Raw genomic sequence first — 24,670 nt, 5'->3', positions numbered from 1 at the left:
CTTTTACGAATAATTTAATATTACGTGATTAATCCGGTACTGCAGGTTCCAAACGGGTTCAATAAAGTAAGTCCAAGTTACATTATTTAAGTTACATTATTATAGTAACAGCATTTAATAGGGGTCAAGAGGGTTGCTGATTTAGTTAATACAAGAGCACCTTTATTTATTAGGGATTTCCTGAAATCGCCCGTATAACCATTGTCGTACGCAACGTTTAAACCTTCATGCCCTGCCAAAAAAAGAAGGATTCTCCTGGAAAAATGTCTAATTGTACTTATTATGAAAGAAACCTGGATGGTGATTAGATGACGGAGCAAGAAGACCTCTTAAAAAGAGTGGAATCTTTGGAAGAAGAGGTTAATTCATTAAAGTTAAAATTAGCCCGGCTGGAAAATCGGGCGGTACAGGACATTTCTCCCGTAGCTAAAACAAGCCAAATTCAACAAGATAAGCAAAGTGCGAAGGGAGACCCACAATCCAGACGTCCGTTCAAAAAAACGCTGCTGACCAAGGATGGCTTGGAGCGGATGATTGGCGGCCAATTACTAAACCGGATCGGCATCGTCATTTTACTATTCGGAGTGGCCTACTTCTTAAAATACTCTTTTGACAACCGCTGGATAAATGAAGTGGGCAGGATTATCATCGGCCTCATCGGCGGCGTTTTGCTCCTAGTGGCAGGGGATATTGCCATAAACAGGAAATATATTTACTTTTCTCAGGGTCTGACCGGCGGGGGGATTGCCGTGATCTACCTAACCACCTTTGCCGCCGCGAATTATTACAACATTTTCAGCCCCGTGGCCGCTTTTATGCTGCTGGTACTTACAGCTCTGGCCGGCGGATTTTTATCAGTCCGGCAGAACGCTTTTGGCGTGGCGATACTCTCCACAATCGGCGGTTTTTTAAGTCCTTTCCTGATTGGCAGCAAAAGTGGCCATCCTATTCCCTTGTTCAGTTATATTACTATACTCGACTTGTTAGTCTTGTCTCTGGCCTATTACAAAAACTGGCGCAGTTTAAACTTGCTCTCTTTTGCCGGCACCGTTTTTGTATATATTCTTTATAAATCTCAGTCCAGGTCTGTACTGGAAGTGCTGGCCGTCGAGCTGTTCCTGTCCGCTTTCTTTGTCATCTTCGGTACCTTGGCTTTCCTTTACAACGTGCGTCACAAAAAGCCGACCCAGTTACCAGATGTTTTGCTCATGGTGCTCAATGTCGCCTTTTTCCTGGCCGCGAGTCTGGACAACCTCCACCGCTTCGGCAACTGGCACGGCCTTTTTGTAATTTCACTGGCGGTGCTGTATCTGGTGGTCAGCCTGACTATTCAAAGAAAAAAATCTGGGGACAGCCTCTTATTCCTTACACTGCTGGGGATAGGCCTGGCCCTGGTTACTATCGCCATCCCCATTCAACTGCATGGCGCGTGGGTTGATATCGCCTGGGTGGTTGAAGCAGTGACACTGGTTTACAGCGGGATCAAAGCGGAAAACAAATGGATTTGGCGGGCCGGCTTGTTTCTCCTGACATTTGCCTCCCTGTTCCAGACAACTGAGTATGTTCCAAAAACCGTTGCACCCCTCCTCAATCTTCACTCCCTCGCCGCTTTTCTGGCGATCGCCGGCTTCTTCCTGGTTTTCTACTGGTTCAATTCCAAGCCCGGCATAGCCGACGGAAAAATTATCATCTGGCCCGCCGCTGTGCTCGGTACAGGGCTCGCCCTCAAGCAGATTAGTTGGGAAGCAGTCACCGCCGTTTACCATTTTAAACTGGGCATCCAGAACAGTTTCGCGGTGTCCCTATCATGGGCCGCCCTTGCCGTAATTATAATAACAGTCGGCATGGTCAGAGACATCAAGGGGTTCCGCTTTATCTCCCTTGCTTTATTCGGTCTCACCGTCTCCAAGATCATGCTGTTTGATTTAAGCAACCTGGCTATGGTTTTCCGCGTGGTCATCCTTCTTACCGTGGGGGCCATTCTGGTTGGAGTATCTTTTGCTTACCAGCGCAAAGAGAAAGAGGTGGAAAAATGACCAGGAGGATTTTTCTCGCCACCGCAATCATATTTTTACTGGCTTTTCCAGCCTGCGCCGGCTTGCAAACCCAAAGCTGGCAATATAACAAGCAAGTACAGCCGGTAAATGACGGCTTTGCTTTAATTGACCTAGACCAGGAAGTGCTTAGACATACCCGGGACGACCTGGCGGACATCAGGCTTTCCGACGGAGAGGGACAGGAAGTGCCCTATCAAATTTTGCAGCCGGAACCGGATCAAGAAAAAACATACCCGGCGCAGCTAATTGATAAGGTTGTCCGGCCAAATGAATTTTCCTCCGTCACTTTGGATGTGCAAAACGGAAACAATCTTCACAACCGCATCGTGCTGGATCTCGAAAGCAAAGAGGACTACCTGCGCGACGTTAAAATCGAAGGTAGCGAGGACAACCGGACCTGGAATCTCGTCGGCACTGTAAAAGTCTTTTGCGTTTACCCCAACAATAGGCAGAACGACCTGAATTATTTCCCCGCCAGTTTTCGTTATATGAAAGTAAGCATTGATTGCCGGGGCAAGGAACCGTTGACTATCCGCGACGCAAGAATAAAGTACGTTCGCCCTGACGTTCAATCACTCGTACAGAACTCGTCGATAAAATATAAAGGCCCGGACCCTTCCGGCGGCCGCCCGGAGATTACCGTGCCGGCAACCTTGATTACAAACAGGACTGACCCGAAAACCAACAAGACTGAACTGCTCCTTGACCTGGGGACCAAGGGATACGAGATCAATCATATCGATCTGCAGGTGAACGGGATAAATTTTGACCGTCTCGTAGAATATTATGACAGCAATGACGGCAGCAACTGGAACCGGATTGGCTCAGAGAGGATTTACCAGCACAAGTGGACCGATTACGAAGCTCTGAAAAACAAGCTTACCGTTAACCGGAACATGGGGAGATATGTAAAACTGGCGGTCAATAACCAGGACAACCCGCCGTTAAATGTGGAAAGCGTGGTCGTTTGGGGAGATTCCCCGAAAATCCTCGCGGATTTACGGACCGGAAGCTACACGTTGTGGTACGGGAACCCTGACGGTAAGGCACCCCAGTATGATCTGAGCCATTTCTCGCAACTTATTGATAAAAATAAACTGGCGGTCATTCAACCCGGACAGGAAAGCATAAATGCAAATTACCACCCAAAGCTCACTGATAACCGTTGGGTTTTAAACACAGTCACTATTATTGCCGCGCTCGTAATTGGTTTGCTCATCCTGAAAAACATGAAGGCGAAGGCATAAGCCTGTCGCCTAATTTGAGTCACAACCGTCCGATTCATACCTGACTCTACTTAATATGACGTCCTACTGCGGTAGCTACTTTTCTCAGTTCTGCCATTAAGGAACTGAAGTCTTCAGGGGTAAGTGACTGCGGGCCGTCACTTAGCGCCTTGTCGGGCTCCGGATGGACCTCGATAAGCAGGCCGTCCGCACCGGCCGCCACCGCTGCCCTGGCCATGGGAGCCACTAACTTGCGCTCTCCGGTCGCGTGACTGGGGTCCACTATCACCGGGAGGTGGCTCTGCCCTTTAACTACGGGAACAGCACTCAAGTCCAGGGTATTACGTGTGGCAATTTCATAAGTGCGAATCCCCCGTTCACATAGAACCACATTTTCATTGCCCTCAGACACTACATACTCTGCCGCCATCAGCCATTCTTCGATAGTGGCTGAAAGACCGCGCTTTAAGAGCACCGGCTTACCCGAGCGTCCCACCGCACGCAAGAGGCGAAAATTTTGCATATTCCGCGCTCCCACCTGGATAATATCAACATATTCCAGCGCAAGCTCCAAACTGGCTTCATCTATAATCTCAGTCACCGTGACCAAACCAGTTTCGGCAGAAGCTTCAGCCAATAATTTCAATCCTTCCTCTTCGAGTCCCTGAAAGCTATATGGCGAGGTTCTGGGCTTGAATGCGCCCCCCCTGAGAACAACCGCCCCCGCCTGGCGTACCATACGGGCGGCGGTAAGCAACTGTTCCCTATTTTCAACCGCGCATGGACCGGCTATTACTACTATGTCGTCTCCACCTATGACTACGTCTTTTACCTTGACTAAACTATTCTGCCCTTTCGATTCCCGGCTGACCAGTTTATACGGCTTCATAATGGGTACTATTTTTTCCACTCCAGGCATGGATTCTAATCCCAGGGAACTAATCATCCGGCGGTCCCCCACAGCGCCAATTACCAGACGGTTAACCCCGCGGATAATATGAATTTCAAAGCCGAATTGTTCCAACCTTTGTTGAACAGCTTGAATTTGTTCCGGTCCGGCTGTTAAATTCATAACTACTACCATTGATACTTACCTCTCCTTCAATTTATGTAATTAATAAGATAAAACCCGCCGCTCCCCAAATAAGGGACGAAAGCAGCAGGTCTCCGCGGTACCACCCTAATTGGCCATAATGGCCCTCTCGATCAGATACGGGAATGTTATTAATTGCTGTAAAATAAAAACTCTCGCCCGTTAGGGACGAGAAGCCTACACTTTCCGCGTTACCACCCTGATTGGTCCATGGGAAAACCATGATACCCCCTTGGCAAGAGTACGGGAATAACATTCCGATACCCCCTCCCGTGTAACGTCGGGAGATTACGTCCAAACCTACTCGCCGCAAGCAACGGTTTCAGCCGGCTTCTCCGGAGAGAACTTCAACGGGACTCATCCTGGGAATGCTTCCAGTCGACGACACTCCCTCCCTGGAGGATTTGTTCCAGTTTACTTTTCTCCTTCATCAACTTTAACTTATAAAACTTAAAATTAGTATACCATCAAGCATAGCAGACTGCAACCATACAAGACAAACAGCATCACTATTTTTTTAACCATAGTCTCATACAACAGCCTCAAAGGATTGAGGAATTTTAATCCATTATACAGACATTAATACTTCACAAGTAATTGAAAGAAAGCTATATTGAAAACGTCTAACTTAATAGATGATCCTCAAATTGGAAGCCGCTTATGGCAACATAGTTTTTTATTGACATATTTCAACATGGTTGTTATTCTGAATCATGGAAACCAAAGAAAATAATCCAGTTTCCTACGAGAGGAGGGTTATGTCGTCTGAGAGAAAAAATCCTCCAAGCCGCTTCCCGGCAAATCGAAAAGTACGGATTCAGAAAATTCACGATTGACGATATTGCTTCTGATTTAGGCATCAGCAAGAAAACAATATATAAATACTTCATCAGTAAAAAATCACTTATTGGCGCTGTGGTCGATTAGCATATGGAAATAGCAAGCGCTGACGTAAAAAATATAATAAATAGCAAGCGAAGCTGGCTGGAAATGCTTCAAGATATTTTTTTCGGCCATATGCCGGAATACGATCCGGAACGTTTGACGGAACGCTTGAGAGAATTAAAACTATGTTTCCCGGAAGAGTGGGAAAAAACAGAGAGAGTCAAGAAAGTTAAAAGGGAACAGGTCAGGAAACTTATATCAACAGGTCTTCAAAACGGTGACGCTAACCCGGACATGAATCCCGCGGTCGTCTTGCTAATGTTCGAGCGAACTATGGATGCCATTTTTGAAGAAGATTTTTTAAAAGAAAACGACATTACTCCAAGACAAGCCATGGAATCAGTGAAAAATACTTTACTATACGGGATAATAAAAAGATAAGAGCAATGAGGGGTGATTTTTGTTTTGCAGGGTAAATGGAAGAAATGGCTATGGATCCCGGTTATGCTGGTCCTGGCGTTCGGCTTGTTTAAAGTTAGTGATTATTTAAAAAAGGACAAGCAAGTCGACACGGCCAGCGATTTATCCACACAGATGGTTGAGGCAAAAGAAGCGGTAAAAGTAATGAAAGAAGAAACATTATCGTACACCGGCACCATCGAGGCTGCTGATGAAGCTGTAATCAGCGCCAAAATAGCTGGGCGGGTGAGCCAGGTAAACGTGGAAAACGGCGCCGCGGTGGCTTCCGGCACAACACTGGTTTCCCTGGAAAGCCAGGAATACATCAACGCGGTCACGATAAACCGGGCCATCCAGCAAAAGGCTGATGTCAACCTCTCCACTGTCAAGGCCAATTATCAACGGATTAAGACTCTATATGAAAGCGGAGCGGTATCTAAAAAAGATTTTGAAGACATTGAGGTCTCCCTTAAACTTGCGGAAGCTGAAGTTAGTTCCGCCACCGCTTCCCTGGCCAACGCCGAGGAATCCCTGCGCAATTGCACGGTAAGCTCGCCGATTGGCGGCGTAGTGGCCGACCGCAACGTGTCAACCGGCCAGGTGTTGTCACCCGGCGCGCCAATCATGTTGATCAAGAACATATCCGATGTGTATATGGTAATCAGTGTCGAGCAAAAGGACTTGGCCGGCATAACACGAGGCATGGAAGCAGTCGTCACGCTGGACTCACTTCCCGGCCGCAAGTTTACCGGAACGGTAGAAATCATCAATCCATCCGCGAATAAATCAGCACGTGTATTCGAAACCAAGATTAAAATTAACAACAATGACAACCTGTTAAAGCCCGGCATGTTCGCCAAGGCTGAGCTAAAGACCGGCAAGACGGGGGAAATACTGGCGGTTCCCCAGAACGCATTGACAGGAAAAGAAGGTATGTTTTTCGTTTTCACCGCCGAAGGGGACAAGGCCAATCGCCGGCAAGTGGAAATCGGCCAAGTGGTTGATCAGCTGGTTGAAATCAAATCCGGCCTCACGGAAGGGCAAAAAGTGATTGTTACCAACGTCAACAAGCTAAAAGATCAGGATAGCATTAAAATCTCCAACTAATGGAGGAAGCAGATTATGTACATTACCAACCTCAGCCTGAAAAGACCCGTACTTGCGACAGTTACTATCCTGGCGCTGATTACCCTGGGTATAATCAGCTATATCGGACTGAATATCAACGATTACCCAGAAGTGGAATTCCCTTACGTGGGTGTAACCGTTATCCAAGGTGGCGCCTCCCCTGAGCAGGTGGAGACAAAAATTGGCCTGAAGCTGGAAGAAGCGCTGGGGCAGATAGCCGGAGTCAAGCACATCTATACCATGGCTCAAGAAGGTGTCTGCACCACCTACGCGGAGTTTACCCTGGATACCTCACCGGATGTGGCGGCTCAGGACGTGCGGAATAAAATGAGCAGCATCCGGGGAGAACTGCCGACGGATATTGAGGAACCGGTCATCACCAAGTTCGATCCGACAGCTTATCCCATCTTCTCTCTTGCTGTCTATGGGGACATATCCCTCCGGGAAATGACAACCATCGTCGACGATTTGATTAAAAAGCGGATTGAAACCATAAACGGGGTTGGCTCACTTAAAATTTACGGCAAGCAGGAGAGGGAAATTCAGATCCAGCTGGACAAGAACAAGCTGGCTGCTTACGGCCTTACCACTCCTGAAGTATTGCAGAGCCTTAGCGCGGAAAACCTGAACGTGCCCGGCGGCAAGGTAAAAAAAGGCGACCTGCAGTTGACAATTCGCACCACAGGGCAGCTCAGCAGCGTGGCGGACTTTGCCAACCTGCCGGTGGCGCGCCGTGAAGGCGTGCAGCTTTATGTAAAAGACATCGCCACGGTGGTAGACGGGACCAAGGAAAGCGAAAATATATCCCGTTACCAGGGCAACCCGGCTATCGGTCTTGATATCATCAAACAATCCGGCAGCAATACGGTGGAAGTGGCTGAGAAAGTCACAACGGCAATCGAAGAGCTAAAAAAAGAGCTTCCGGCGGGCGTTCATTTAGACGTGGTCAGAGACAACTCAGGATATATTAAAGACGGGGTCCGCAACGTGGAAAACACCCTCGTTGAAGGCAGCCTGCTGGCGGCCATAATGGTCTTTATATTCTTGCGGGACTGGCGCAGCACCCTGATCACCGCCATAGTAATTCCCTCATCAGTTATCACAACTTTTTTTGCCATGCGGATATTGGGTTTCTCCTTAAACTTCATGTCGCTGATGGCCTTGTCCCTATCGGTCGGCTTGCTGATTGACGACGCGATCGTAGTCATAGAAAACATCGTGCGTCATATGAAATCAGGCGAAAAACCTCTTGCGGCAGCCATGAACGCCACAACCGAGATCGGCCTGGCGGTCACTTCGACGACCTTGACTGTGGTAGCGGTATTCATGCCGGTCGGTTTTATGAGTGGCATCGTGGGACAATATTTCAAGCAATTCGGCATTACGGTCGTCTGCGCCGTTTTAGTCTCTCTGTTACTAGCTTTTACTCTGGTGCCCCTGCTTTCCTCACGTTACCTGAAATCTGAAGAACCAAAACCTAAATGGCCTTTACAAAAATTCCTGCACTGGTTTAACAGGGGATTCGACCGTCTGACCGGTATATACGCGGGCTTTCTGACGACCGTTTTAAAAAACCGGCTAATAACCATCACTATAGCGATTCTACTGTTTATAGGCAGCCTGTCGCTGAGCCAAATGCTCGGCTTCACTTTCATGCCTGAGTCAGACGTGGGCGAACTCACGGTCAGCGCCGACCTGGACGCCGGCCTTAATCTGGAGGCAGCCTCAAAAATCGCCGAAAAGATGGAAGGCATGGTCAAAGGATACCCCGAAACGCTAAGCACATACACCACGGTAACCCCCGGCCAGGTGAACCTGTTCGTCAAGCTAACCAGCAGAGAGCTTCGCAATCGAACCATCAACCAAATCGCGTCGGAGATGCGGCGGGACTTTAATGTTCTGGCCGGTGTCAGGACATCCATCGTCCTCCAGGGAGGCATGAGTTCTGAAAAAACAGTTCAGTTCCGCTTGCTTGGAGACAACCTGGACGAACTCTATGTATACGCGGAGAAGGCCCAGAGGATCATGGAAGGAATACCCGGAGCGGTAGACGTCAGCATGAGCTACAAGCCCGGCACGCCTGAGGGCAAGCTGCTGATCAAACGTGATCAAGCCACCGACCTGGGTGTGAGTACGGCACAAGTGGCCGACACCCTGCGCACCCTGTTCAACGGGGTGGTGGTCGGCCAGTATGAGGAAGGTGAGGACCGCTTCAACGTGCGCGTCCTTTTGGGCGAAAAGCAACGCAGCAACTTGAATGACTTGAATAACATTTACCTTTCCAGCCGTAACGCGGCCAGCGGCACCGGGTCGACCCAAATGATCGCGCTGAACCAGGTAACCGACACTGTCTTTTCCACGGCTCCCAGCGAGATCAGCCGCTTCGACCGCAAAAAGGAAATAGTTTTGTCAGCCAACCTGGACGGCACATCACTTGGTAATTTTAACAACGCCTTTATGGCCAAGGCCAAGCAGGAACTGCAGATGCCGCCGGGTTACAGCTTTTTCGCCAGCGGGCAGGCGGAAATGATGGGCGATACATTCACCAATATGGTCCTGGCTCTGATCACGGCTGTGTTATTCATATTTTTCATCCTGGCGGCACAATTCGAAAGCTATATCGATCCATTTTCGATCATGCTTTCCATACCGCTGGCAATCATCGGAGCCATATTCGGCCTCCTGGTGGCCGGCAGCGAACTCAGCATCATGTCCATGATCGGCATTATCATGCTGATGGGACTGGTGACCAAAAACGCGATCCTGCTCATTGACTTTACCAAACAGCAGCGGGCCAACGGTGTGGAAAGAAACGAAGCCCTGCGCAGGGCCGCGCAAATCAGGTTAAGACCAATTATGATGACATCCATGGCCATGATCGTGAGCATGATCCCGTTGGCTCTCGGCTTAGGCTCGGGCGCGGAGGGACGGGCGCCCATGGCGCACGCCATCATCGGCGGCTTAATTACCTCAACCCTGTTGACCCTGGTGGTTGTGCCTGTCATCTATACCTTGCTGGACGATATGAAGAAAAAATTCACCTTCAGAAACCGGCGTAGCGCTCCAACACCTATCATGGAAAGTACGTCAAAAGATAGCTAAAAGTCAGGTCTAAGTTACACCATTCAACCGCCATGAGCGGTTTTTTTTATTCTTTCAGTAGCATTAACCCAATTTTTGAATAAGCTACTCATAGCAATATGGATGGGAGCTTAAAGAATGAATTATCTTTATGGAATTTTACTGGTAATGCTTGGATTTTTAATTATAGCCCCCCATATTTTTAAAGTCAGAATACCAATTTTCGCAGCCTCAACCGCTGTAATCATTGTTTTTATCGGAGTTACATTATTTACTCATGGCCCGGGGTTAGGATCCGATAATGACATAGTCTTCAGCACTAAAACCGTTCAAGTGACAAATCCAGCTAAAGAATATGATTTAACTTTTAGCGGAAGTACAATTGATTTATCAAATGTGCTACCTCAATACAAAGGTTGAAGTAAAAACCATATTCGGCATCTTAAATGTTGACGAAATTATTAAAACAAAGCCGGTGCCTTAAATACCCTAATAAATAACCGAGCTCGTTCTTCTTCGGGCTCGGTTGTATTCGCGCTTAAGCGCCTTATCTTTTTTAAAATCGCCACTGGGGCAGCGCAGCCCCAGCCTGAGCAGCTTTATTATCAATTAAGCTAAATAGTCGTAACTGCTATTTATTTAACCCTTTCTTTGCCTGCATCCCGCCGCGGGGACCAAGTATCTGGAACCAAATAAATCCTTTGACAAATTCCCCGGCACAGACCAAATCGTCAAAAGGTTCCAGCCTACCATGCCGCCCTTGTTGTTGCCGGCAAGCGCTTATTTTACTGTCCTGATCAAAATTGCACTCCTTACCGGGTTCTCCCTGCATCAACGCATACCCGGCAGTGCCACCCGCGGTCAAATCACCACTCTCCCTGTTCTGTTCGCCGGGTGTTTTCAATTTGAATCTGTTTTTGTCTAGCTCACTTGGCGGAAAACTACCAGGGGAAATGTCTTCCCGTCCGGATGAGGAACCTTCGTCGGTCACAGGCTGCTCCCAGGTCGTGGAACGCTTAACAAATAGCCTGATGCTCCGAACAATTATCAAGATCATTAATATGATCCATATATATTTCACAGTAACACACCCTAAAATAATTTTATTTGGCCGGCAAAATCGGCCCGCTGTCTTCCCGCCCTTTGCCCATCTTGGACAGAGCGTCGCGCATCTGGGTGTCAGCCAGGAGGTTCTGGAGGTTGTAATAATCCATCACACCGATCTTACCCTGCCGCAGGGCGTCGGACATCGCCAGGGGCACCTGTGCCTCGGCTTCAACCACCTTGGCGTGCATTTCCTGAACAGAAGCCTTCATCTCTTGTTCTCTGGCCACCGCCATAGCCCTGCGCTCCTCCGCCTTGGCCTGGGCAATCCGCTTGTCTGCTTCGGCCTGGTCGGTTTGCAGCTGCGCACCGATGTTGCGCCCGACATCAACGTCCGCGATGTCAATCGACAATATCTCAAAAGCTGTTCCGGCGTCAAGTCCCTTGCTTAGAACAGTTTGGGAAATCATATCGGGGTTTTCCAGAACATGCTTATGGCTATCCGCGCTGCCAACGGTTGTGACTACTCCCTCACCTACCCTGGCAAGAATAGTTTCCTCACCGGCGCCGCCTACCAGGCGGTCAATGTTGGCCCGTACCGTTACCCTGGCGACAACTTTGACCTCGATACCGTCTTTTGCCACTGCCGATACCAAGGGTGTTTCCAATACCTTGGGATTTACGCTCATTTGCACGGCTTGAAATACCTCACGTCCTGCCAGATCGATAGCCGCGGCCCGCTCGAAAGGCAGAGGTATGGCCGCCCGCTCCGCGGCAATTAAAGCATTAACCACCCTGTCCACATTGCCTCCGGCCAAATAATGCGCTTCAAGCTGATTTACAGTAATGTTCAGACCAGCTTTATCGGATTTAATCAATGGGTTGACGATCCTTGCCGGGGGCACCCTACGCAAGCGCATGCCGATCAAGGTAAATATACCAACTCTCACCCCAGCTGCCAAGGCTGAAATCCACAATCCCACTGGAATAAAGCTAAATACCACAACCACACCGATCAGGATCAAAAAAAACATTAATAGAGATGCGATAGCTCCTGAACTCATTTTCTCCACTCCTTAATGTTAATTCATTCGATTTAAGTTATAATATACTTTCCTTACTTAACTAGTTATTTCCTTCACCACAACACGCGTACCTTCAACTTTGGCCACTTTAACCCGTGTGCCTTTGGGAATAAATTCTCCCTCAGTCACCACATCCAGGCGGCGGCCGTCAACCTCCGCCGAACCAGCCGGTCTAAGTGGAGTCAGGGCAACACCTTCCTTCCCGGCATAGAGACTCAATTCCGGCGCGGGTGCGACATACCCTTCATTATTATGCTGCTTGTTCTGTAAAGTTAACTTGTACCACATGTTATAGCGGGACGCCATCCGCAGACCCACAATTAATATCACAACAGTAGCGACTATGGCCAGAACAAGTGCCGCTGTTGCTTGAGTAACATCCACCGCGATCAGAAGCACTCCCCAGCCTACCAGGATAATCCCTGTGATACCGGCCACACCAAAACCGGGGAAAATGAATATCTCCAGCAAAAATGCAATTATACCCAGCAAAAATGCAAGAACGGCAAGCCAGTCGATTAATGCGGGGGACATAATACTCTTGTCACCTCCGTACGTAAAAACTTATCTGACGCTATTTGTTCCATAATTTATTGCTTACTCACCTACAACAAGCCTATCATAAATATATTCCTTGTCAAGCCAGGCATACTACAAGAACAAATTCGCTGGTCACTTATAATCCCGTACCACTTTATGTAAATTTCTAATTGTTACAGCCTAAGCAAATCTGGGTTTTACCAGAAGTGTGCCCAAGTAAAACAGCGCCGCGAACAAAACGATGGTTGCCCCGGTGGCTGTCGACCAATAATACGACATGAGCAATCCCACAATCCCTGAGGTAAGGCTAATAATTAAAGAGACTAAATGATACTGCCGCATGTTGCGGGATATATTGCGCGCGGCGGCCGCAGGTAAAATTAGGAGAGAATTGATGATTAAAATACCGACCCATTGAATGGAGATCGTTACTACGACCGCTGTTGTTATACAAAAAAGGGTTTCAACGAGGCGAACCGGAATACCTCTGCTGAGTGCCAGGGATGTATTTACGCTTACCAGCAAAAACTTGTTGAACGTAACCCCCCACAGAATGAGAACACCCACGAGCGTGCATGCCAGCAACAGCAATTCGTCCGGGGTGATGCTCAGCAGATCGCCCACAAGAAACCGGGAAAACTTATTAAACCCACCGCCACGTGAGAGTATGACAATGCCAAGCGCCACCATTGTGGCGGAAACAGCTCCAATAGTTGTATCGGTGGAAGCGTTGGTCAGGTTATTCAAGATAGATATGGCAACAGCCAGAACCACAGAGAAAATTACCATAATCCATAGCGGGTCCTGGAAACCAAGAAGCACCCCGATAGCGATGCCGGTTAGAGCAGAGTGACCAACCGTGTCGGAAAAAAAGGCCATTTTGTTATTAACAACCATCGTCCCCATGATAGCAAACATCGGACCGACGAGAAGCACCGCCAAAAGCGCGTTTTTCATAAAAGTGTGATGGGTCCAGGCAAATGGGAGAATATGGTTAATAAAACCATACCATGTTTCCATCATGCACCCACTCCTTCACCACTAGGTATTATTTGAGGTTTCACGCGGATTTGGTCAATTTCTTCCCGTACCGGCGGTCCATAGGACCTAAGTATCTTCTCATCGGAAAAAACTTCTTGCGGTGTGCCACAGTATTGGATTGTCCGGTCCAGCAGAACGATACGGTCAGCGTAACGGGACACCAACGGCCAATCATGGGAAACCAAAATTATAGACAAATCATATTGTTGACGCAAGTTAGAAACCAGATCATAAAATATTTCTTTGCCTTGCACGTCAACACCGGACACCGGTTCGTCCAGCAGCAGCAGGTCGGGATTGGGATCTAAAGCCATGGCGAGGAGAACTCTTTGCAGTTCTCCACCTGACAAATCCCCCAGGCGCCGGTCCAACAGGTGCTCCGCCTGAACACTGGCCAATCTTGCTGAAGCGCGCTCCCGGAGACGGCGGGAATGGCCAAGGCAAACCGGCCAGGATGACAAACAGGCTGCAAACAAATCCAATACACTGATGGGCGAGCCTGTATCAAATTCAAGCCTCTGAGGAACGTAGCCAACAATGGGGTTCCTGCGACAGTCACCGGCATCAAGGAAAGATAATTCTCCGGTATGACTGATTTCCCCGAGAATCGCCTTTAACAATGTCGTCTTGCCTGCTCCGTTCGGGCCGACTAGAGCCGTCAGCTCGCCACAGTGAATGTGGAGATCAATATCGCGCAATATTTCTGTCTTACCTATGGTGACACCGAAGTTTTTTAACTCCGTGCGGCACAATCCACAGGATTCTCTATGCAATTTTCGCATGATACCAGTATAGGTCATCTTATTTCAACGCCTCTTCCAATGTTTAATGTTTCTTTTCTCTGCATAATTCGCAGTAGCCGAAGAGCTCAAAACTATGCTTCTTAATTTCAAACTTTTTTTCTTCTTCTATTTTTTCCCAGTCAAGCGTCTTAAATGGGCAGTAGTCAATCTCTTCGGTGATGCCGCACTTCAAACAAACTAGATGATGGTGGTGTTTTCCCGAATTCAACTCGTACCGGCTTTTGCCTTCCCTGAAGTTTAGCTTATTGATAATTCCCAAGTTTAAGAAAACAATCAGGTTGCGGTAGATTGTGTCAATGCCGATATTGGGATAACTTTCAATAATCTTCTGGTGAACTTCTTCAGCGCTAAGGGGATGGTTATCGTGATTCCCCGTGAAGGCCTTTAAAATTTCCTGCCTCTGCGGTGTAATCTTATAGCCGTTTTTACGAAACAGCTCAATCACATAGTCCTCTTTCACCTGGGCTGCCCCCTAAATAATATATATTCTTATTTGCAACTCAATATTACTTATATCCCGATTAATAAAAATTGTCAAGCTAATGACAGAGCTTGTCAAAAAAACGGGGGAGGTGAAAGCGGGGTATTCGGTCGGGACAGTCAACAGTTTAAAAGGGAAATAAATATAATTCCATTTAAGGGTAATAATATAAACCATCTTCTATACCGGGATAAAATTTTTTGGAAGGGATATTTTTCTTAGATGAGATTCATTAAACCTCTTGGATTTAGGTTGCCGTGGCGCAGCAAATCAAATCCAGGGCAGGACAATGCCCCCAAGGACTTCCAGAGGGATAACACTATCTCAAATCAGAAACTGCAGAATATGGAATTAAGCGCGGATCTGCAAGCCAACCTGCGGCAAATCAGAGCAATTTTAAGTGAATGCAGCGACGTGATCTACCGGGAGTTTGACTTTGCCCAGGACGAACGGATCAAGCTGGCGATCATCTATCTGGACGGTATGGCTGATAAAATCCAGATCAGTGCCCAGATTATGCGCAGCCTGATGCTTGACGCCCCGCTGGCGGAACGGGGCGGGGAATTCACCAGAGCCCGGGTATTCGCGCTGATCAAAAAGAAGCTTCTGCCCATTCAACAGATTGAGGAAACAAACAATCTGGGCCGGGTCATTGACGCCGTGTTATCGGGGGACGCCGTTTTGCTTGTGGACGGGCACGCGTGTGCCATCATCAACGCCACCAGGGGTTGGGAAAGCCGGAAAGTGGAGGAATCCCAGACGGAATTGGTGGTGCGCGGTCCCCGGGAAGCTTTTATCGAAACCATTCGGGTTAATATATCCTTAATCCGCCGCAAGATCAAGAATTCCAACCTGAAAATTGAAGCAATGAAGCTGGGGCGGGTAACTAAAACTGACGTGGCGGTAGTTTATATCAACGGCATTGTTAATGATAAAGTGGTTGCCGAGGTCAAGGAGCGGTTAAACAGGATAAATATTGATGCCATTCTGGAAACCAGTTACATAGAGGAACTGATCGAGGACAACCCCTGGAGCCCATTCAGCACCGTCGGCCACACCGAGCGGCCGGACAAAGTGGCGGCGCAGTTGCTGGAAGGGCGGGTGGCCATCCTGGTCGACGGCACTCCCTACGCGTTGACTGTACCGTTTTTGTTTGTGGAAGCCCTGCAATCACCTGAGGACTACTACGAGCGGTCGCTTTACAGTTCAACGGTCAGGTTGGTCCGCTGGGTTTCCATGGCCATTTCCCTTTTTGCCCCTTCATTGTATATTGCCATTGTCACTTTTCACCACGAGATGCTGCCGACGGCCTTGCTTTTGAGTCTGGCGGCCCAGCGGGAAACGGTGCCCTTCCCGGCTTTTGTCGAGACAATCATGATGGAGTTTATTTTTGAAATCCTGAGGGAAGCCGGTATCCGCCTGCCGCGGCAGGTGGGCCAGGCGGTCAGTATCGTGGGCGCGCTGGTCATCGGGGAGGCCGCCGTGCGGGCCGGGCTTGTCGCCGCGGGAACGGTAATACTGGTGGCCCTGACAGGTATTGCCTCCTTTATTTTTTATTATTACATCAGTACTACCTTGCGCATCTTGAGGTTTCCCGTCATGGTGCTGGCAGGCACCCTGGGGCTGTACGGAGTGATCTGCGGAGCGCTGGCCATCCTGGTGCACCTGGCCACCCTGCGCTCTTTTGGCGTTCCCTACCTGTCGCCGGTGGCGCCGCTAAATACAGGCGATCTGAAAGACGTGGCCGTGCGGGTACCCTGGTGGGCCATGCTGCGCCGTCCCAGGCTGGTCGGCATGGCAAACCCGCAGCGGGCGGCGAGAGGGCTTAAACCGACTCCGCCCCCGGCCGGGGGCAAGCGAAGGCGGTGAGCGGCAATGCTTGAAGGGGGAAAAATCAGCAGCAAACAGGCCATATTCTTGATGGTGAGCATGGTCCTGCCCACGGCCTTTCTTTTCATGGCCTCCGTAACTGCCCGTTTGGCCAAACAGGACGGCTGGATCTCGCTGCTGCTGGCCACCCTTGCCGTGCTGCTGATTGCCCGGCTGGTGGTAAACTTAAGCCTGCGGTTTCCGGGGAAGACCATATTTCAGTTCCCCGAGGTAATCCTGGGCAGGTGGCCGGGGAAAGTTATCGCCTTATTGTATATCTGGTGGTTGATCAATTTGAATTCCGAAATCCTCCGGCAGTTTGGTTCTTTTATGGTTGCCGCCTTTATGCCTGAAACACCGATCATTGTTTTTGAATTACTTATTATGGTTATAGCCGCCTATGCCGTGCGGAACGGCCTGGAGGTGTTTACCCGGGCGAATGAGGTCCTCTTGCCGGTTATTTTGGGAATGGTTCTTGTTGTGAATATTCTCCTTATCCCCGAATTGGACTTGAAAAGATTACTGCCGGTTTATATCGACAACGGAGTCGTGCCTGTTATAAAAGGTTCTGTCATGCCCGCCGTCTGGCTGGGGGAGATCGCCGTCATGGCAGTGCTCATCCCCTGCCTGAACAAAGCAAAAGAGGCTTACCGGGTGGCTGCGGCAGCCACTATAATTACTGGCGGCATTCTAATCTTTTCATACGTCAACAGTATGGCATTATATGGTCCCGAGGCCGTCGCCGGGTGGATTTTTCCAAGCTTGAACAAGGTCAGAATGGTCCATATAGCCACATTTCTGGAACGGCTGGAAGCAATTATTATGTTCGTCTGGGTGGCCGGAGGTCTGGTGAAAATCTGCATTTTTTACTGGGCGGCGGCGCTGGGCAGCGCCCAGTGGCTGGAACTGAATGATTACAAGCCGCTGGTCCTGCCGGTGGGGGTAATCCTTTTGGCTCTGTCCGTCATGGCGCATGACAGTATTCTGGATTTATACACTTACTTGAGTACGTCCGCGCTACCTTTATCAATCGTATTTCAGGCGGGTATCCCCCTCCTGCTGCTGGTTGTTGCCGTATTCAGGGGACAGGGAGGAGCGAGACAATGAAGAAACTGCTGGCTTGCTTATTATTGCTGTTCTTTATGGCCGGCGTCTCAAGCGGCTGCTGGAGCCGCAAAGAACTCAACGAACTGGCTATTGTACTGGGAGCGGGGGTTGACCGCACCCCCGATGCTCAAGTCCGGCTGACTTTACAGTTGGCCAAGCCCAGCGCTTCTGCCGGCGGGTCTGCAGGGGGGGCTGTTGGAACGGAACCGCCTACCTGGGTGGTTTCCGGGACAGGCGAAACCGTTCTCGACGCCCAGAGAAAACTGGCCAACCGGATCTCCCGTCACATCTACTGGGCACACAACGTGATTTTGGTTTTTGGGGAAGAAGCGGCCCGCTGCGGCATACGCCGCTATATGGATTTTTTCTCCCGCGCGCCGCAGCCCCGCGAAACCATATGGGTCATGGTGGCCAAAGGGGAGGCTAAAGATATCCTGGAAACCTATTCGGAACTGGAAAAAACTTCAGCACAGGACATCGGTTACTTGGCCAGGGCTAAAACGGGCTATTCCGTTAACTTAAAAGATTTTCTCATTATGCTGGCCACCAAAGGGAGCAACCCCATCGCCTCCCGGGTTGACGTTGTCGAGCGTGGAGTTACTTTGGGGGGATTGGTACCGGGTAAACCTGTTCAGCAGAAAGGAGCCGCCCTAACGGGGACGGCTGTGTTTCGTGGTGAAACGCTGGCGGGGTGGCTGGACGAATCGGAAACCCGGGGGCTGCTCTGGCTCAGGGGCAAGGTCTTGAAAGGGATTATCAGTGTCCCTTCCCTCACCGAGCCGGGTAAGGAAATGTCTATCGATATTATCCGTGGTCATACGGAAGCGCAACCGCAGTATGACGGGGAGTCGGTATGGTTTAATGTGAAAATAGTTGTAGAAGGGGATTTATTGGAGCAGCAGTCCGGCGAGGAAATCATGGAGCGTGAGGTGCGGGAGGCCGTAGAAAAAGAAATGGCCGGAGAAGTGGAAGAAAAAGCGAGACTTACCCTGGAGAAGGCCCAGCGGGAATACGGGGTGGACATCTTTGATTTCGGGGCGGCTTTCCACCGGAAGTATCCCAAAGCGTGGGCGGAGTTGAAAGACAGGTGGGATGAGGTATTCGCCGGCGCCGGGGTTAACTTTACAGTGGAAGCTCATTTGAGACGCAGCGGTTTAGAGGCTGGAAAAACAAGTGAAAAAGAATAGCCCGGATAAAACTTCAACCCCGGCGGGGAGGTAAGTATGAAGCAATGAAGGCGGTGAGCGGTCATGCTTGAAAGGGGCAAAATTGAGGGCAAACAAGCAATTTTCTTGATGGTGAGCATGGTTATAGCCACTGCCTCAATTTTTATTACCTCCTCAGTCGCTCGTTTAGCCAAGCAGGACAGTTGGATCTCAATGCTGCTGGCCATCCTTTTGGGTCTACTAATCGCCTGGCTGGCGGTAAACCTAAGCTTGCGTTTTCCGGGCAAAACCATTTTTCAGTATCCGGAGGCAATCCTGGGCAGATGGCCGGGGAAGGTTGTCGCTCTCCTGTACATCTGGTTTTATATCCATATCAATGGCGAAATCATCAGGGAGTACGGCACTTTTTTGGTCTCCGCCTTTATGCCTGAAACACCAATGATTGTTTTTATGATACTAATTGTTGGGATAGCCGCTTATGCTGTGCGCAACGGCCTGGAGGTGTTCACCCGGGCAAATGAGATTGTCCTGCCCGTCATCCTGGTGTCGAATATTCTTCTGGTGATTATGGCCACCCCGGAAATGGACTTGAAAAAACTACTGCCGGTTTTTGTTGACAACGGATCCGTGCCTATTATCAAAGGCGCCGCAATGCCTGCTCTCTGGATGGGGGAAATCTTCATCATGGCTGTACTTATTCCTTACTTGAATAAAACAAAAGAAGCGTTTAAAATTGCCGCGTCGGCCACTATAATCACCAGGTTTTTTATGATTATTGCATTTGTTGACATTATAGCTATATTCGGTCCGGAGGTCACTGCCGGGTGGTTTTTCCCCGCCTTAAACGGGGCCAGGATGATTCACCTGGCCAATTTTCTGGATCGCCTGGAGCCTATCATTATGATTATCTGGGTGGCCGGAGCCCTGATCAAAATCAGCATTCTATACAGGGCGGCGGTGCTGGGCAGCGTCCAGTGGCTGGAACTGAAGGATTACAAGCCGCTGGTCTTGCCTGTGGGGGTAATCCTTTTGGCCCTGTCCATCATGGCGCATGACAGTATTATGGATTTATTCGCTTTCCTGAGTTTGTTCGCGCCTGCCGAACTGATATTTATGGCGGGCATCCCCCTCCTGCTGCTGGTCGTTGCCGTAATCAGGGGGCAGGGAGTAAAGCAGAATTGAAGAAAACGCTGAAAGGGAGCTGACAAGTTTTATGATAATATTGGTGCTGCTGGCTTTTGCGCTGATTATTTGGCTTGAGGTGCCCGGCCTGGTACGGAAGAAGATGTGGCGGGAATTGGCGGCTTTTTCAGTCTTTCTGGTCATCGGCATGGCCCTTACCATCCCGCAGGTATACGGCATACGGCCATTCAAGCCCAATGCGCCGATCGAGGCGCTGTTCAAGCCTCTGGCTGATTTTTTAAGAAAACCTTAAGCCACATGATTAAATCAAACCAGCTTTCTCCCGAACATAACCGCGAAATGATAGTATTTATAAACACAGTCAACATCCGAGAAACCGGCTTCTTCAAGCCAGCTTAGTTGTTGGGGAAGGGTAGCTTCCTTATCCAGCTTGATTCTCTCGTAGCCGGACGCTATCTCTTCTCTTGATAGTCCACTGTTTTCAACACCTGATTTCCAATGTTTTTTAAAGATGGAGTCAGTATATGGCGTGTTTCCTCTTACTTGATCAGCGTTTATGAATATCCCGTTTGGTTTGAGCATCAAGTAACACTGCTTGTACAATTTGAGCTTCTGATCGTCATCAAGATGATGGATGGATAAAGCTGAAATGATCATGTCATATTTCCGGGGTGAAACGTAATTAGTGTAATCACCGGCTATATACTTTACGTCACTTACATTCTTAAATCTATCTTTAGCGACCTGCAGCATCTTTTCCGAGATATCGATTAAAGTTAACCTTGCCTCAGGAATTTTGCCCAGGAGGAATGAAGAGAAAAGTCCGGTTCCGGCGCCGATGTCTAAAACAGTTGGCCTTTCGCATACCGGCTCGATTAATGATACGGCGATACCGTAAAAATCATTGAAACAAGGAATCAACTGCTTTCTTTGACGGTCATAATTCATAGAAACATGGTCGAACTTCATTTTAATGTCATTGCTCATACAACGGCCCCTCCCCCGTTTATATAAACGGCTGTTTTTTCACTGTTCATCTTGCCTTTTGACTAATTCCATGTTAAAAAGTGTTTAGTGTTCATTCACAATTATGTTCACCGATAGTATAAAATTTTGGAGGTTATTTATGAAACATACTTATTTATTTTTAGAAGGCATATGGCTCGCAAAAGGGATCTATTATGATGAAAACGGTAATCCATCAAATGTTGAAGGACAGTCCGAAATAACCCACCTTAATGATTTGTGGTTAAATAATAGTTATATGACTCTTTCAGGAGAAGACCCGGTAGAATTAAGAAACGACTATGAAATCGTCCCCTTCGAAAAGGACTTTACTTCGTGGAAATCCTTTAACCCAGGGCTGGGGACATTATTAGGAAGATTCGTGGTCATTGACGATTCAATTATTTCCTTGTTCAGCACTGAAAAAGGAGATTTATTCGGCTCTGAATTTTTGACAAAAATTAATGACTCAGAGTATATCGGAAAAGGCGTCTTATACAATGCGGCCGGTAAAATATCTTCCTGGTCTATTCGCCTGGTAAAAGAAGAAGAAACATAGGCTTGAAGCGCACAATGAATATTAGTATTGGATCACCGGGAGATATTTATCGGAATTTAGGCAGGTATAAAAAATGCATTTTCAATTTAACGACGTAACCTACACCCTTGGTTTTGGCCAATCGCGCCAAGTTACTGTTTCCGGCTCGGTAGCGTCCGGCAATATCCTGGTGGTGCAAGGCTATTCGGGGTCGGGGAAATCCACCTTGCTCCGGATCCTGGCCAGGCTACAGCCCTGTGACAGCGGGGATGTCTTCCTGGAAGGACAGAACTGGCTGCAGATACCGGGGACCACCTGGAGAGCTGACGTGCACTACCTGGCCCAAAAGCCGGCCCTCTTCGACGGAACGGTTGCCGGCAACCTGGCCAAACCCTTTGAGACAAAGCTGCTGTCCAAAAGAGGATTGAATCTGGACCAAGCCAGGATTTATATGAAGAAATTGCTGCTTAGTGATAGTCTATGGGAACAGGACGCCAGAACGCTTTCCGGAGGTGAGGCCGCCAGGCTGGCCTTCGTCAGGGCATTGCTAATCGGCCCCAAGGTTATGCTGCTGGACGAGCCCGCCGCGGCTTTGGACGAAGAATCGCGCCGGGCCCTGCACCTGACTCTGTCCCAATGGCTGGAAGGCCCTTCCCGTGCCGCTTTGCTGGTGACCCATAATAATGATTATGAAGGTTTGCGCCATGTTTCCTTCCTGGATATAGGGAAACAGCAAAGGGGGGAATAACATGGAAAACGCCACTATACCCATTTCAAACTTTCAACTGGCTTTTACAGTCTTATTGGTGCTTATAACCGGGGGAATCTCCTCTTTCTTAAAACTGGGCTTGCTAAGGCCCCTAATCTGGGGTACTATCCGGACCTTCGTCCAACTCGTGCTCGTCGGCTACGCTCTCACCTATATCTTTAAAATTAATAACCTCTTCCTGATTATTGCCATAGTGACCCTGATGTGCTACATCGCCGCAAAAACAGCGGTAACAAGAACACCGAACGTCCCCAACTACCCCACCGTGCTGGCTTTCGCCTCTCTTCTGGCCAGTACCTTTCTGGTCGGTTCGATCGTTACCGTTCTGATAATCGCCCCGGAGCCCTGGTATTCCGCCAGAATTGTCATTCCCATTTTCGGGATGATTCTGGGCAACGCAATGAACGGAATAGCCGTCTCCCTGGACCGTTTGTACAGCGAGGCCAGGTCCGGCTCGGCTTTAATCGAGACCATGCTCACTTTTGGAGCCACCCCCTGGGAGGCCATCCAGACCAGTGTCCGCGAAGCCGTTAGAGCCGGTATGACTCCTACCATCAATTCGTTGATGGTGGTGGGATTGGTCAGTCTGCCGGGCATGATGACCGGCCAGATCCTGGGCGGGGCTGATCCGCGGGAAGCCGTGCGTTATCAAATTGTAGTCATGCTGATGATTTCAGCCGCCGTGGCTATTGGCTGCATCATCCTCGTCGGTCTTTCTTACAAAAAGCTGTTTAACGGGGACGGCGCGCTGCAACAGTCCATCCGGCAGAGCAAAGAGGGCTCGTTGTAACCTAACCATTTCTACGCCTTCTTCCCAACCGGATATCTGATAATCGTTTTTACAACTTTGGATGTCGGTTTGGTTAAATACTCCTCTTCATGTGACCCGGTAATTTCAAAGCCGTTTTCTTCGATAAAATTATGCAGGCGTTCGACTGCGGGACCTTCTTCTGAATAAGGGCCAACATGTAAAATCTCCGCTACTGTGCCATACTCCCAAAGTTCAATCCGCACTGGATATTCATCACTCTTTTGCAGCAACTCAGTTGTCCCTGACGGCACCGGCAAACCCCAAATGCCCGTCCACTCATTTTGGGGAACCAGATGAGCATCCGGCCAACGGCCGATTAACTTCCCGACTTTGAAATCTATTCCCTGCTTTTTCAATTGGAACTTCAAATGATAGACCGCTCCATACAAGGCAGGCATAGCTTTTTCCATAACAACGTTTGGATCACCTTTAGTGGTGATTACAGCCATAAGCTGTGGCTGCTTCTCAATCAGAACGGGAACGGGCATTTTAGCAACCATTTTTTACTCCCCACTTCCTAATCATTGCTGTCATCGTTTCAGTTTCCAAATCATATATGGACTGGTCTCTTCGTCGAATCTGGAATAAGAATAGTCTCCGTACAAATCTATAATTTGGTAACCCACTAATTTTATCAGTTCTTCAAATTCTTTCTTTTGAAACAAATAAAAGTTCACATCAAGATATCTTTTCCCAATTAAATTGTTATTATTATCATAAATCTCATAAAATTGCAGCCCGCTTACTATTTGAGACTTATCACTATAATTAAAAATATACTGCATAATCAATGTTCTGTCATTACTAATTTGGTACTTTCCCATATGCCTAAGTGTACCATCAATAGTCTTAAGACGTATTTTGGGGTTATGCAACGTACAAATAAACACCCCGGTTTCAGTCAGGTGATTATATACTCCTTCAAGAGTTTTTTTATGTTTTCTTTTCTCTGTTATTTCTGATAATGAATTAAACGGAATTAAAATAAGATCATATTTATTCTCCAATGAAAGCTCGGTAATATCCATATTATGCACTTGGCAGTTCAACCCGCTTTTCTCTATTTTCTTTTTCAGAACTGCCAGCATCTCTCCTGAGTAATCGACACAAGTTAGATCTATACCGGCGTTTAACAGGGGCATGGATACTCTGCCGGTACCCGATGTTAATTCTAATATCTTGCCTTTTGCCTTCTTAGCTTCTTTAAGAAAGAAATCAATATCAAAATCGACATTCACATAGTGATCATACAAGTCTGCCACTTGATCAAATCGTATTGTCTCATACATATAAGGATTACCTCCATAATTTTACCAGAAAGCATTTTAAAAATATAATT

The 24,670-nt window shown here is 48.4% G+C and carries 25 protein-coding genes; 15 read left to right on the top strand and 10 right to left on the bottom strand.

The annotated features are described in order from the left end of the window. Positions 1-308 precede the first annotated feature (308 nt). Together L7E55_RS08625 and L7E55_RS08620 are read left to right on the top strand one after the other, a co-directional pair. Positions 309-2,036, top strand: a complete 1,728-nt coding sequence (locus tag L7E55_RS08625; protein ID WP_277443740.1) for a DUF2339 domain-containing protein — start codon at positions 309-311, stop codon at positions 2,034-2,036. After that, positions 2,033-3,304, top strand: coding sequence for a DUF3999 family protein (locus L7E55_RS08620; RefSeq protein WP_277443739.1), 1,272 nt, complete (start codon positions 2,033-2,035; stop codon positions 3,302-3,304). The genes L7E55_RS08625 and L7E55_RS08620 overlap by 4 nt, the downstream gene beginning before the upstream one ends. Positions 3,305-3,350: 46 nt before the next feature. Here L7E55_RS08620 and aroF read toward each other — a convergent pair whose 3' ends face one another. Then, positions 3,351-4,367: a 3-deoxy-7-phosphoheptulonate synthase gene (gene aroF, locus L7E55_RS08615; protein WP_277443738.1), complete on the bottom strand. Its 1,017-nt coding sequence runs from the start codon at positions 4,365-4,367 to the stop codon at positions 3,351-3,353. Positions 4,368-5,054: 687 nt separating this feature from the next. Here aroF and L7E55_RS17585 point away from each other — a divergent pair. The 5 genes from L7E55_RS17585 (at position 5,055) to L7E55_RS08590 (ending at position 10,349) form a co-directional block, all read left to right on the top strand. After that, on the top strand, positions 5,055-5,303 hold the full coding sequence (locus L7E55_RS17585; RefSeq protein ID WP_338091199.1) for a TetR/AcrR family transcriptional regulator: 249 nt from the start codon (positions 5,055-5,057) through the stop codon (positions 5,301-5,303). Between the two features lie 3 nt (positions 5,304-5,306). Next, positions 5,307-5,702: a hypothetical protein gene (locus tag L7E55_RS08605; protein ID WP_277443736.1), complete on the top strand. Its 396-nt coding sequence runs from the start codon at positions 5,307-5,309 to the stop codon at positions 5,700-5,702. Positions 5,703-5,726: 24 nt separating this feature from the next. Further along, positions 5,727-6,827, top strand: a complete 1,101-nt coding sequence (locus L7E55_RS08600; RefSeq protein ID WP_277443735.1) for an efflux RND transporter periplasmic adaptor subunit — start codon at positions 5,727-5,729, stop codon at positions 6,825-6,827. Between the two features lie 15 nt (positions 6,828-6,842). After that, positions 6,843-9,950 carry an efflux RND transporter permease subunit gene (locus tag L7E55_RS08595; RefSeq protein WP_277443734.1) on the top strand — a complete coding sequence of 1,036 codons (3,108 nt, stop codon included), beginning with the start codon at positions 6,843-6,845 and terminating at the stop codon, positions 9,948-9,950. A 117-nt stretch (positions 9,951-10,067) separates the two neighbouring features. Beyond that, entirely contained in the window at positions 10,068-10,349 is a 282-nt protein-coding gene (locus L7E55_RS08590) for a hypothetical protein (RefSeq protein WP_277443733.1), read from the top strand. 211 nt (positions 10,350-10,560) lie between these two features. On the opposite strand, the gene L7E55_RS08585 is transcribed toward L7E55_RS08590, so the two are convergent. The 6 genes from L7E55_RS08585 to L7E55_RS08560 all read right to left on the bottom strand — a co-directional run bounded on the left by L7E55_RS08585 (position 10,561) and on the right by L7E55_RS08560 (position 14,902). Then, entirely contained in the window at positions 10,561-11,010 is a 450-nt protein-coding gene (locus L7E55_RS08585) for a hypothetical protein (RefSeq protein WP_277443732.1), read from the bottom strand. Positions 11,011-11,032: 22 nt separating this feature from the next. Beyond that, entirely contained in the window at positions 11,033-12,037 is a 1,005-nt protein-coding gene (floA, locus tag L7E55_RS08580) for a flotillin-like protein FloA (RefSeq protein WP_277443731.1), read from the bottom strand. 57 nt (positions 12,038-12,094) lie between these two features. After that, positions 12,095-12,592, bottom strand: coding sequence for an NfeD family protein (locus L7E55_RS08575; protein ID WP_277443730.1), 498 nt, complete (start codon positions 12,590-12,592; stop codon positions 12,095-12,097). A 186-nt stretch (positions 12,593-12,778) separates the two neighbouring features. Then, a complete protein-coding gene (locus L7E55_RS08570) occupies positions 12,779-13,621 on the bottom strand; it encodes a metal ABC transporter permease (protein WP_277443729.1) in 843 nt (280 codons plus the stop codon). Beyond that, positions 13,618-14,439 carry a metal ABC transporter ATP-binding protein gene (locus tag L7E55_RS08565; RefSeq protein WP_277443728.1) on the bottom strand — a complete coding sequence of 274 codons (822 nt, stop codon included), beginning with the start codon at positions 14,437-14,439 and terminating at the stop codon, positions 13,618-13,620. Before L7E55_RS08565 ends, L7E55_RS08570 begins: the two co-directional genes overlap by 4 nt. A 25-nt stretch (positions 14,440-14,464) precedes the next feature. After that, a complete protein-coding gene (locus tag L7E55_RS08560) occupies positions 14,465-14,902 on the bottom strand; it encodes a Fur family transcriptional regulator (RefSeq protein WP_277443727.1) in 438 nt (145 codons plus the stop codon). A 243-nt stretch (positions 14,903-15,145) separates the two neighbouring features. On the opposite strand from L7E55_RS08560, the gene L7E55_RS08555 reads away from it, so the two are divergent. The 5 genes from L7E55_RS08555 to L7E55_RS08535 all read left to right on the top strand — a co-directional run bounded on the left by L7E55_RS08555 (position 15,146) and on the right by L7E55_RS08535 (position 20,500). Further along, positions 15,146-16,792, top strand: coding sequence for a spore germination protein (locus L7E55_RS08555; protein WP_277443726.1), 1,647 nt, complete (start codon positions 15,146-15,148; stop codon positions 16,790-16,792). A gap of 6 nt (positions 16,793-16,798) precedes the next feature. Beyond that, positions 16,799-17,899 carry a GerAB/ArcD/ProY family transporter gene (locus tag L7E55_RS08550; RefSeq protein ID WP_277443725.1) on the top strand — a complete coding sequence of 367 codons (1,101 nt, stop codon included), beginning with the start codon at positions 16,799-16,801 and terminating at the stop codon, positions 17,897-17,899. After that, entirely contained in the window at positions 17,896-19,086 is a 1,191-nt protein-coding gene (locus L7E55_RS08545; protein ID WP_277443724.1) for a Ger(x)C family spore germination protein, read from the top strand. Before L7E55_RS08550 ends, L7E55_RS08545 begins: the two co-directional genes overlap by 4 nt. Before the next feature lie 63 nt (positions 19,087-19,149). Beyond that, positions 19,150-20,247: a GerAB/ArcD/ProY family transporter gene (locus L7E55_RS08540; RefSeq protein ID WP_277443723.1), complete on the top strand. Its 1,098-nt coding sequence runs from the start codon at positions 19,150-19,152 to the stop codon at positions 20,245-20,247. 31 nt (positions 20,248-20,278) lie between these two features. Next, on the top strand, positions 20,279-20,500 hold the full coding sequence (locus L7E55_RS08535; RefSeq protein WP_277443722.1) for a hypothetical protein: 222 nt from the start codon (positions 20,279-20,281) through the stop codon (positions 20,498-20,500). A gap of 14 nt (positions 20,501-20,514) precedes the next feature. Here the strand turns inward: L7E55_RS08535 and L7E55_RS08530 are convergent, their stop codons facing one another. Further along, positions 20,515-21,195 (bottom strand): class I SAM-dependent methyltransferase, encoded by a 681-nt coding sequence (locus L7E55_RS08530; protein ID WP_277443721.1) that lies wholly within the window; start codon positions 21,193-21,195, stop codon positions 20,515-20,517. 139 nt (positions 21,196-21,334) lie between these two features. Here L7E55_RS08530 and L7E55_RS08525 point away from each other — a divergent pair, with 139 nt between their 5' ends. From L7E55_RS08525 to L7E55_RS08515, 3 genes are all read left to right on the top strand, one after another. After that, complete coding sequence (locus L7E55_RS08525) at positions 21,335-21,772, top strand: hypothetical protein (protein WP_277443720.1); 438 nt, start codon at positions 21,335-21,337, stop codon at positions 21,770-21,772. A 73-nt stretch (positions 21,773-21,845) separates the two neighbouring features. Beyond that, positions 21,846-22,499, top strand: coding sequence for an ABC transporter ATP-binding protein (locus tag L7E55_RS08520; RefSeq protein ID WP_277443719.1), 654 nt, complete (start codon positions 21,846-21,848; stop codon positions 22,497-22,499). Position 22,500: 1 nt separating this feature from the next. Beyond that, positions 22,501-23,310: an ABC transporter permease gene (locus L7E55_RS08515; protein ID WP_277443718.1), complete on the top strand. Its 810-nt coding sequence runs from the start codon at positions 22,501-22,503 to the stop codon at positions 23,308-23,310. 11 nt (positions 23,311-23,321) lie between these two features. On the opposite strand, the gene L7E55_RS08510 is transcribed toward L7E55_RS08515, so the two are convergent. Continuing rightward, positions 23,322-23,831, bottom strand: coding sequence for a GyrI-like domain-containing protein (locus tag L7E55_RS08510; RefSeq protein ID WP_277443717.1), 510 nt, complete (start codon positions 23,829-23,831; stop codon positions 23,322-23,324). A gap of 30 nt (positions 23,832-23,861) precedes the next feature. Continuing rightward, on the bottom strand, positions 23,862-24,620 hold the full coding sequence (locus L7E55_RS08505) for a class I SAM-dependent DNA methyltransferase (protein ID WP_277443716.1): 759 nt from the start codon (positions 24,618-24,620) through the stop codon (positions 23,862-23,864). Between the last annotated feature and the right edge of the window lie 50 nt (positions 24,621-24,670).

Origin of the sequence: Pelotomaculum isophthalicicum JI (assembly GCF_029478095.1) — a bacterium.
Taxonomy (GTDB): Bacteria; Bacillota; Desulfotomaculia; order Desulfotomaculales; family Pelotomaculaceae; genus Pelotomaculum_D; species Pelotomaculum_D isophthalicicum.
The sequence above is the reverse complement of the archived record's forward strand: the minus strand, read 5'-3'. Positions and strand labels throughout refer to the sequence as shown.